Consider the following 9122-nt stretch of genomic DNA (forward strand, 5'->3'; position numbering starts at 1 on the left):
GGACCGAGCGCCCCCGCTCGGTCCCGAATCCGCACCTTCCCCGGCCCCTGGCCGGGGCGAGTGCTTGGACCGTCCGATAGGACGGTCCAAGCAGATAGCTCGCTCCGCCGTAGGTGGCAACTCGCCTGCCATGGAAGCCGGATGGAGGCCCAAGGGCGGGTGTGGCCTGCTCGCAGTCGGTTAGAAGTCGGTGCCCACGTCGGTCAGCCCACGGGCGGCGAACACGCTGATCAAGTGGTCCATGACCAGCTCCTCCACCTGGTCGACGGTGAGGAGTTCGGCCTGGCAGGCACCAGTGCGACGGACCCTCCATCGGCCGTTTCCAGCCTGCTCGGCGGTGTGCAGGCGGTGGTGGGCGACGAGAACAGACATGAAGTCGCTGACGATGTCGCGGTTGGAGAGAACGGCGGTGCTCACAAGGGTTCCTGTTGATAGATCAGGCAGAGGAGGAGTGGTGGGGAGGCTAGCGGTGGTGGGCTGGTGGAGGTTTGTCGGTGTGCAGGACCTTCAGAACCGCGCCAATCGCTTCGTTGGATGCCCTGTGGCCCTGGGTCCGGATAGCTGTGCGCACGATGGTCCGAGAGGTTCGGCCAGCGGACAGAACCGCTGCGCGTCCGATCTCCAGTAGCACGGGGTCCGCTGCTGGTTCGTGCAGTCCGTCTGGTCGGCTGGCCGCTGGTCCGTCCGGTCCGCCGGCCGCTGGTTCGTGCGGTCCGTGCGGTCCGTCGGGTGCTGGTCCGTCCGGTCCGCCGGCCGCTGGTTCGTGCGGTCCGTGCGGTCCGTCGGGTGCTGGTCCGTCCGGTCCGCCGGCTGCTGGTTCGTGCGGTCCGTCCGGTCCGTCCGGTCCGCCGGCTGCTGGTTCGTGCGGTCCGTGCGGTCCGTGCGGTCCGTCGGGTGCTGGTCCGTCCGGTCCGCCGATCGCCGGTTCGTGCGGTCCGTCCGGGGCGGTGGGTGCTGGTTCGTGCGGTCCGTGCGGTCCGTCGGGTGCTGGTTCGTGGGGTCCGTCCGGTCCGTCCGGTCCGCCGATCGCTGGTTCGTGCGGTCCGTCCGGGGCGGTGGGTTCGGGCTGCGGTTCGTTCGGTCCGCTGACCGTCGAGCCGTTCGGCGTTGTCTGCCAGTTTGCTTCCTCGGGCGAGTGGACCAACTGGGGGTTCTGCTGAGCACGCTGGATGGTCCGCTTGGCTTCGCGGGCGAGCCTGCGGAGGGATTGGCGGTAGCGCTGGACTTTCCCCTCGGCTGACGAGATGCCAGCCGAGAAGGTCGGACCGGTACTCAGCTCTGCTGCGGCGGTCCGCGCCATGGCCCAGGCCAGTTCGGGGTTGGTCCGGTTCGTGAGCTGGCGCTCGTTGCTCGGGGCACGATCGGCCGAGACCTGGGCCACGGCCGAGATGGGAGAGTCGGGCTCGGGACCGTCCGTTGCCGTAGGCGTTTCGTTGTGCCGGTTGATGAGGATGCCGAGGTGGACCGCGCCGGCGAGGGCCAGAGGGGCGATGGTGCTCAGGAAGGCCACTGGAACGTCGCCCAGTTTCAGGTTGTCGGCCGCTTGGCCTGGCACCTGGTTGAGCCGGACAGCGTGGAGCGCGTTGGCCCAGACACTGGTGCCGGTCGCGCCGGCGAAGAGCGACCAGGTGTAGGCGCGGGCCACCAAGGGCGCTTCCCGTAGGAGGACCAGGGCGCGGACGCCGTAGGCGATGAAGCCATCAACCACGACAGGGAAGGCGTACGTGAGTTGGCCGCGGATGTGGACGGCCTGTGCCATCTGCTGCAGGGCGTCGTAGCTGAGGGCGAAGCCGGTGCCGCCGAGCAGCCCGATCGCAGTGATGTCCCAGGGCGAGACCTTGGGGCGGGGAAGCTTCACGCGGCCACTGCCAGCGTGGGCGCGAGTTCCCACCGCAGCTCGTTGGCGAGGGCGACTTCCTCGGGGCGGTCACGCTCGGGGATGAGCAGCAGCTCGCTGTTCGCGTTCTTGCGCCGCTTGGCCGCGGCCTTGTACCCGATGCCCATCGCCGGCGCCCAGACCTCCCAGCCGATGCCGACCAGCTGCGCGATCCGGACAACGGCGCGCTTCTCCGCCTCGGTGAGGAACACAGGTTCGCCGAGCAGAGCCGCTTTGATCAGGTCGAACCTCGCCTTGTCCTTGCGGTGCGTGAGGCGGTGGCCGATCTCCTCGCCGGTCAGGCCACCGCGGATACCCTCCGTGGTACGGCACACGATCGCGTCCTGCAGGCATTCACTGCGCACGGGGCAGCTCCCGCAGATGGCGAGTGCCCGGTGGTGGGCGGCGAGGCGCGGCGGCGCGAACCAGTCGTCGGGTCGACGGTCACGGGCGCACAGGGCCTTCAGCCGCCAGCGCTGGCCGCCTCGGTTGAGGCCGGTGACGAATGCGCTCTCCAGCTCGTGGAGGACGTCGGGCTCCAGCTGGTCGGTGGCAGCGGGCTTCAGCTCGTGGACGATCGCGTTCATGGGTGGGGTCTCCATCGCGCCGCGGGTCGACAGCGGGCGCGGGGCAGGGCATTCCCGGGCGCGGCAGAGGCCGGCCCGTGCGCAAGTTGAACTGGGGGCGAGGGCTATCTGGCCTGGGGTGGCTTGCACCGCCGGGCTGAGAGGGACGGCGAGGATGAGCCGATCAGCCGGCTGCGGCGATCGGCCAAGAGGCCGGTCGGTCCTAGTGCGGTCTGCTCGGCAGCGCCAGGGCCGCCGGAGAGACGCCGGTAGGACAAGTCCGCGAGGGCGGACGTCGAGGAGGAGATACCCGGTCTAGGCCGTCCGGCGTCGAACGAGGGCCGCAGCGGCCGCCTTCGCCCTGGTGCTGGAGGATGCAGGCGGCGTCAACACGCATGCATGGAAACGGACTTGGTAAACAGGAGAGGAGGTGCCCGAGGGCTGGGGACGCGGGATCCCCGCTGGTTGCGCTGTACGCGGCAACGCCATCATGGTTCAATCACCTTCCGTGAGGGCAGGCAGGCCCGACTCGTCCAAAGGCGGGGCCGCTGCTCTGGTGTGTGTAGTGCGCCACCCGTGGCGTGCGCGACCAGCGCCTGAGAGTTCCAGCTCTCAGGCGTTTTGTCGTTTCACGGCTCGGGATCGGCCGTTCCGCTACAGCTTGTGGCGGTGGGTGGTGCCGGCGGTCCGAGTGTCGGAGCGGCGTTGTCGCTGTGCGTGCTCGGCGCCGAACCCGGGTGTCGCCACATGGCGTGACACCCGAAGGCACTCCTGGCCCTGCCGGTGGTCACTCGACTCGCGCGGGAGTCGGGTGGCATATCGCCTGAACGTCAGCATCTGACTCCCCTTCAAGTGGTTCGTGTGCCCGTTGGTTCTGGTGAATACGTTAGGTATCCGCCTGGATACCGGTCAACAAACTCGGATTATCTACACGGGTAGACGAGGCTATTTTTCGCAGGCTGAGAAATGATCATGAAAGTTCGGTGCGCGGCATCGATTGGTGGGGGTGCGCTCGACGCTGAAGGCTTTCCACCTGCATTCCTCACGGTGAGTAGCCACCCGATCCGACTGCGAAGAGTTACGTGACGAATACCACTCGCTAATTGATCTTGATTGGTCTGCGGGGTGACACCCCTATATGCGCCAAGGGTTGCCCCTGTTTCGCGGGCGGTATATTCCATTGCCGAGCGTGAATCGCCCGAGCCGGGATTCGCCAAGAATCGGTCATGCGAAATTTAGGATTGAACGATGCGAGCCATAGCTGTGCGCCAGTTCGGAGGCCCCGAGGTCCTCGAACTGTGCGGGATGCCCGAGCCGGCGGTGAAGGGCACCCACCTCAAGCTCCGTACCCGCCTTGCCGGAGTGAACTTCGCGGACATCCACTTGCGGGAGGGGAGCTACCCGTCGCCGTTGCCCTGCCCGTTCATCCCGGGCAACGAGGTCCTCGGAGTGGCTGAGGACGGCCGTCGCTTCGTCGCCCTGGCGAAGGGCGGCGGCTACGCGGAGGCCGTCGCCGCCCATCGCAAACTCGCCTTCGAGGTGCCGGACGCCGTCTCCGACCACGACGCCATTGCCCTTACCCTCCAGGGCAACACCGCCTGGCACCTGCTGCACACCGATCTGCGCCTGACGGCCGAGGACACCCTGCTGGTTCCCGCAGCCGCGGGCGGAGTCGGCTCCATCGCCGTCCAACTTGCCAAGCGCACGGGTGCCAAGGTCATCGCGATGGCCGGCACCGAGGCGAAGCGCCAACTCGCCACCGACCTCGGCGCCGACGCCGTCGTCGACTCCTCCACCATCGACGGCCTGACCGAACGCATCCTCGACGCCGCTGGCGGTCACGTCACCGCGGCCCTGGAAATGACCGGCGGAGAGGTCTTCCACGCCACCCTCGACGCCCTCACCCCACGAGGCCGGCTCAGCGTCTTCGGGTCCGTCACAGGAACCGAGGGCCTGGTGCCCATCGCGCAGCTTGTCGGACAGTCCAAGAGCGTCACCGGGTTCTGGCTGCCGTCCCTCTACCCCTCGCGCACGCACCTCAATGACTCGATGACCGCGTTGTTCGACGCTGTCGCGGCCGGCTGGCTCAAGCCGGTCCACGGTCCGGTCTACCGGCTCGGACAGGCCCGCCAAGCCCACCACGACCTCGCCGCCCGCCTCACCACGGGCAAGGTCGTTCTCAACCTGAACCCCTGATCCGTCCCTGGCCTCTCCTCTTCCTCCTGTGCTACCCGCACGAGGCGGGTACGCGACCCACCACGTCGCATCGCCGAGCGCCACGCGACGACGATCCCCCGGGGTTACACGAATGACCAGCACCATCAGCACCGTGCCCGGCCAGCGCCACGACAAGCCGGCCTCGGCCGCTTCCAAGGCTTTTGCCGTTCAGCAGGCATTCACCCGGATCTCCGCGACCGGGAGTGTCCACTCACTGCGAGGCATCGCCGCCGCCGCCGGCCTGGACGACGCCACCACCCACCGCATCCTCCAGACGGGCGTCGAAGACCGCACCTTCGAGCAGGTCGGCCGGGGCAGATACCGCCTCGGCACCGGGACTGCCCTCGCAGGGCTCCAGGCCATGGCCGACGCGCCCAGCCCGGCCTCCACCCACAGCACGCTGGTCACTCTTCACGAGGCCACCGGCGGTCTCGTCCTGCTGTACGTCCTGTCGCCCTTCGGCGGGGCGAAGCGGCTGTGCACCGACTATGCCATCGGCGACACGGACCCCGCCGAGGTCGGCATGACCGCGGAAGACGTCGTGTCCGTCTCCCGCTCCCTGCGCACCGGAGCCTCCGGGCGAGTCATCCTCGCCTATCTCCCGCAGAAGATCCGGGATCTCGTGTTGGCCGAGGACGTGCCGCCGACCGCCGGCCCCGGAGTGATCCGCTGCAACGAGCGCCTCGCCGACTCGCTCGCCGAAGTCCGCCGACTCGGCTTCGCGATCGGACGCCAGGAGTGCATGCTTGGCTGGGATTCCGTGGCAGCCCCCGTTTTCTGGCAGGGCTCGATCATGGGTTCGGTCCTCCTGCTCCGGCCCGCCAACGACATGCCGACGGACTTGCGCCCGATGATCTACCACACCCGCAAGGCGGCAGAGGAGATCTCCCAGCTCACCCCCGCCCCGATGGCACCGGTGGCCTAGCCGTTCGACCATGACTGCGGCACGGTCGCCAGCTGAAAGGAAGTCGGATGCGCGGAAGCAACGACGGAAGCCTGCTCAGGGGCCTGGTATACGTGGCCATCCTTGGCGGGATCGCGCTCTGGACGTTCTTCGCGGCGACCGTGGCCAGCTGGATCGACAAGCTCGGCGGAGGGTGAGCCCACCCGAACGCCGCCCGGTGCCGCCCACCGCCTCCGCGATCTCGCGGCGAACGGCGACACCGGGCGTGCCGATCACGCGGCCGAGACCTGGGCAGCCGCCGTTCCACGCAGAGTCGCCCGAACCCGGGCGGCACCAGCGGGTGTGTACGCGGCACCGCCGCCGACAGCCACACCCTGCCTCGGACGCCCCTGACACGGCCCACAAACGCCCGAACGCGGCACCGGCGTACGGCAGTTGGCGCACTCGTGCGGGCTGGGCACCCGCGGCTGCTCCGGGGCATACACGGGCGGCAGCTTGTCCCGCAGACGGGTCCGGACCACCGCCCGCGGCGAGTGAATCCGCTGCGGCAGCCCGGGGAGCAGGGCCGCTGCCAGCTCCGCCGGCCCGAAGCCCCGCTCCAGCCAGCGCGCCGCCAGCGGCGCCAGCTCCAGCATCTCCACCTCGCCGAGACGCAGACGCGGCTCCGACAGCAGCGCCCGGTGGAGCGCCGAGGCCGCTGCCCGAGTCTGCCCGTTCGGTGGCTCCGTCGTCATGGTGGCCGTCTTCGCCCGCCCGCCCGCGCTTCGCGCCGGCAGCTCCGGTGCGGCACCCGCGTCGTGGTCAGCTGGGGCCTCGGGGAGGGGGAGGGAGGGTGCTTTCTTCCGGTTCTTTACAGGAAGGGCTTCACAACTACCGGACGTCGGTTCACCGGACGCCGGACGGGGTGCAACCGGCTGGGCCTGCGACGCGGCGGCCTCCTCGGCGCCCTGCCGGATGATCTCCGCCCCCGGCCGGTGCGGTACGTCGAAGACATGGGTCTCGCTGCGGATAGTGCCGTCGGGCATTCGGACCTTCACCACCAGGTAGTACCCGGCCTCCCTCAGCTCCTTCAGTGCTGCGCGGATCGTGGCGCGCCCCTGAGGGCTGGAGTCCGCCATGTGCTGGGCGTCCTCCGACCAGCTGTCGGGGCGGGAGAGGAGGTCCGCGAGAAGGCCGCGGGCGGTGAAGGTCAGCCGTCGTTCCTGAACAAGGGAGTTGGGCAGCACGATGAAGTTGCGCGCGTGGGCGCTACGATGAATCTGCATTTGGAGTTCGCGCTCCTGGTGCCGGGGCCCCTGGGCGCTCGCAGACGTCGCTACACGGTCTGCGGGCACACGGATGTTCGCTGCATCCGTGCTGGGGGCTTCTGTGTTCGGTTGGACCACGGACCGTAGCACAGCCGATCGCGCTGAGATCGAGCCCTGGGCCAGCGACCTTGATCACAGCCGAGTGGCTGGCAAGGGCAAGCCTTCAAGGACTGGTTACCGTCCACTTGTCCTGTGCAACCTCCTTGGTGCGCTGGTGTGGACTCCGTCGACCTCGGAACGCATCGTGGTGGTCGGCCTTCCTTGGAGGGGGTGCCAGCGGTTCACTGGATCACCTCCCGAAATGCCCGATTCCAGCAGTGGGAGGCCCTGCTCGCCAACCGGAGGAAGCGGAGTCAGCTCCGCGGCCGAGCTTGTGCTCGATTGGGGAAGGGTTCGGGTCGCAGTACATGCGGGTCCGGCTGGTGCCAGATCAGCGCGGCCGGCATGGATCGCGCGGGTGAGCTTGATCAGAGCCGACCGCAAGTCCTCGCCAATTTCCCTTAGGCTGTTGAGATCTGACTTTCTATCAGTTGAGGGGCTTCGGCATGGGTGTGAAGCAGGGCGATTGGGTGGTTGCGGCTGCGGACCAGGTGATCGCCGAGGCCAAACGCCGTGGTGGGGCTCCGCTGGTGTGCGCGTCGGGGATCAGTCCGTCGGGTCCGATCCATCTGGGGAATCTGCGTGAGCTCATGGTGCCGCACTTCGTTGCGGATGAGATCCGTCGAAGGGGGTTGGACTGTCGGCACCTGCTGTCCTGGGACGACTACGACAGGTTGCGCAAGATTCCGGCAGGGGTGCCGGAGAGCTGGTCGGAGCACATTGGCCGGCCGCTGACGGCTGTTCCGGACCCGTGCGGCGAGCACGGGAGCTGGGCCGAGCACTTCAAGGTGCCGCTTCGCGCGGCGCTGTCGGAGCTGGGTGTCGAGGTCGATGAGATCAGCCAGACCCAGATGTACACCTCCGGCAGGTACCGCGAGCGGATCGTGCACGCGATGCGGCAACGGCGCCGGATCGATGCGGTCCTCGGCCAGTACCGGACGAAGAAGCCCGCCGGTGGGACGGAACTGGAGCAGGACGACGAGGAGTCGGCGGGGCTCGCCGGCGGTGACTACTACCCGTACCGGCCGTACTGCGAGGTCTGCGGGCGCGACTCCACCGTCGTCCTGGCCTTCGATGACGAGAGCACGCAGATGCAGTACCGGTGCGAGTGCGGCCACGAGGGTGGCTTCGCGCTGACCGAGACGGACGGGGGCAAGCTGGTCTGGAAGGTCGACTGGCCAATGCGCTGGGCGTTCGAGGGCGTCACCTTCGAGGCTGGCGGCGTGGACCACTCGTCCCCCGGTTCGAGTTTCGCCGTCGGCTCGCAGCTGGTGCGCGAGATTTTCGACGGCCAGCCGCCGGCCTACCTCGGGTACGCGTTCGTCGGGATCAGCGGTATGGCGAAGATGTCCAGCTCGAAGGGCGGTGTGGTCACTCCCGCCGATCTCCTGCGGGTGCTGGAGGCGCCGATGGTGAGGTGGCTGTACGGTCGGCGCCAGCCCCGACAGGCGATCACGATCGCGCTGGGCCAGGAGATTCAGCGGACCTACGACGAGTGGGACGTGCTCGGGCAGAAGGCCGAGGCGGGGACGGCGTCGGAGGCCGAGGCCGCGGCCCGGGTCCGCGCCGCCGGTCCGGTGTCCGGGCCGTTGTCGTCCACGCCCCGGCCGCTGCCGTTCCGGCTGCTGGCCGCGGCGGCGGACGTCGCTGCCGGCGATCCGGTGCAGACCCTGCGCATCCTGCGGGACGCCACCGTCGAGGAGCCGTTGGCGAGCCTGGACGATGCCCGGCCGAGGCTCGACCGTGCCCAGGCGTGGACGGAGACCCTCCCGGCCGAGGAACGGACCCAGGTGCGCGGTGAGCCGGACGTGGAGCGGCTGGAGCGGCTGGACCCGGCGCAGCGGGAGGCGCTGAAGCTGCTGCTGGACGGCTTGGACGAGCACTGGTCGCTGCCGGGGCTGACGTCGCTGGTGTACGGCGTCCCGAAGCTCCAGGCGGGGCTGCCGCTGGACGCATCGGCGACGCCCGAACTCAAGGCGACCCAGAGGGAGTTGTTCGTCCTGTTGTACGAGCTGCTGGTGGGGCGTGACACCGGGCCGCGGCTGCCCACCCTGCTGCTGGCGCTCGGCCCGGACCGGCTGCGGTCGCTGCTGACGCTCGCGTAGCCGAGGTGAACCCCGAAGGGGCCGGCCCGGAGCAATTCGCTCCGGGCC

8 protein-coding genes and 1 pseudogene are annotated in these 9122 nt (G+C 69.1%); 5 read left to right on the forward strand and 4 right to left on the reverse strand.

Annotation, left to right across the window (positions count from 1 at the left end):
- Window positions 1–180 precede the first annotated feature (180 nt).
- From ACFV4P_RS35735 to ACFV4P_RS35745, 3 genes are read right to left on the reverse strand one after another with little or no spacing between them, the layout of a single operon-like run.
- Complete coding sequence (locus ACFV4P_RS35735) at window positions 181–417, reverse strand: hypothetical protein (protein ID WP_380477661.1); 237 nt, start codon at window positions 415–417, stop codon at window positions 181–183.
- 46 nt (window positions 418–463) lie between these two features.
- Window positions 464–1858, reverse strand: a complete 1395-nt coding sequence (locus ACFV4P_RS35740; RefSeq protein ID WP_380477662.1) for a DUF2637 domain-containing protein — start codon at window positions 1856–1858, stop codon at window positions 464–466.
- The gene (locus ACFV4P_RS35745; RefSeq protein ID WP_380477663.1) at window positions 1855–2463 is read right to left on the reverse strand and encodes a WhiB family transcriptional regulator; all 609 of its coding nucleotides are present in this window, start codon (window positions 2461–2463) and stop codon (window positions 1855–1857) included. Before ACFV4P_RS35745 ends, ACFV4P_RS35740 begins: the two co-directional genes overlap by 4 nt.
- 1227 nt (window positions 2464–3690) lie before the next feature.
- Here ACFV4P_RS35745 and ACFV4P_RS35750 point away from each other — a divergent pair.
- From ACFV4P_RS35750 to ACFV4P_RS35760, 3 genes are all read left to right on the forward strand, one after another.
- A complete protein-coding gene (locus ACFV4P_RS35750; RefSeq protein ID WP_380477664.1) occupies window positions 3691–4638 on the forward strand; it encodes a zinc-binding alcohol dehydrogenase family protein in 948 nt (315 codons plus the stop codon).
- Window positions 4639–4750: 112 nt separating this feature from the next.
- The gene (locus ACFV4P_RS35755; protein WP_380477665.1) at window positions 4751–5584 is read left to right on the forward strand and encodes an IclR family transcriptional regulator; all 834 of its coding nucleotides are present in this window, start codon (window positions 4751–4753) and stop codon (window positions 5582–5584) included.
- Window positions 5585–5631: 47 nt separating this feature from the next.
- Window positions 5632–5760 carry a hypothetical protein gene (locus ACFV4P_RS35760; protein WP_380477666.1) on the forward strand — a complete coding sequence of 43 codons (129 nt, stop codon included), beginning with the start codon at window positions 5632–5634 and terminating at the stop codon, window positions 5758–5760.
- 75 nt (window positions 5761–5835) lie between these two features.
- On the opposite strand, the gene ACFV4P_RS35765 is transcribed toward ACFV4P_RS35760, so the two are convergent.
- On the reverse strand, window positions 5836–6828 hold the full coding sequence (locus ACFV4P_RS35765) for a hypothetical protein (RefSeq protein ID WP_380477667.1): 993 nt from the start codon (window positions 6826–6828) through the stop codon (window positions 5836–5838).
- 312 nt (window positions 6829–7140) lie between these two features.
- Between ACFV4P_RS35765 and ACFV4P_RS35770 the strand changes: the two are divergent.
- Together ACFV4P_RS35770 and lysS are read left to right on the forward strand one after the other, a co-directional pair.
- A pseudogene (locus tag ACFV4P_RS35770) lies at window positions 7141–7233 on the forward strand (rRNA methyltransferase); the annotation flags it as partial.
- Window positions 7234–7415: 182 nt separating this feature from the next.
- Window positions 7416–9074: a lysine--tRNA ligase gene (gene lysS, locus ACFV4P_RS35775; RefSeq protein WP_380477668.1), complete on the forward strand. Its 1659-nt coding sequence runs from the start codon at window positions 7416–7418 to the stop codon at window positions 9072–9074.
- The last annotated feature ends 48 nt before the right edge of the window (window positions 9075–9122 follow it).

The organism is Kitasatospora sp. NPDC059795 (genome assembly GCF_042732175.1).
Classification (GTDB): Bacteria; Actinomycetota; Actinomycetes; order Streptomycetales; family Streptomycetaceae; genus Kitasatospora.

Coding starts and splice junctions, on each gene's coding strand:
- ACFV4P_RS35745 (WP_380477663.1), bottom strand. CDS start 2,463: ATGAACGCGATCGTCCACGAGCTGAAGCCCGCTGCCACCGACCAGCTG.
- ACFV4P_RS35750 (WP_380477664.1), top strand. CDS start 3,691: ATGCGAGCCATAGCTGTGCGCCAGTTCGGAGGCCCCGAGGTCCTCGAA.
- ACFV4P_RS35755 (WP_380477665.1), top strand. CDS start 4,751: ATGACCAGCACCATCAGCACCGTGCCCGGCCAGCGCCACGACAAGCCG.
- ACFV4P_RS35760 (WP_380477666.1), top strand. CDS start 5,632: ATGCGCGGAAGCAACGACGGAAGCCTGCTCAGGGGCCTGGTATACGTG.
- ACFV4P_RS35765 (WP_380477667.1), bottom strand. CDS start 6,828: ATGCAGATTCATCGTAGCGCCCACGCGCGCAACTTCATCGTGCTGCCC.
- lysS (WP_380477668.1), top strand. CDS start 7,416: ATGGGTGTGAAGCAGGGCGATTGGGTGGTTGCGGCTGCGGACCAGGTG.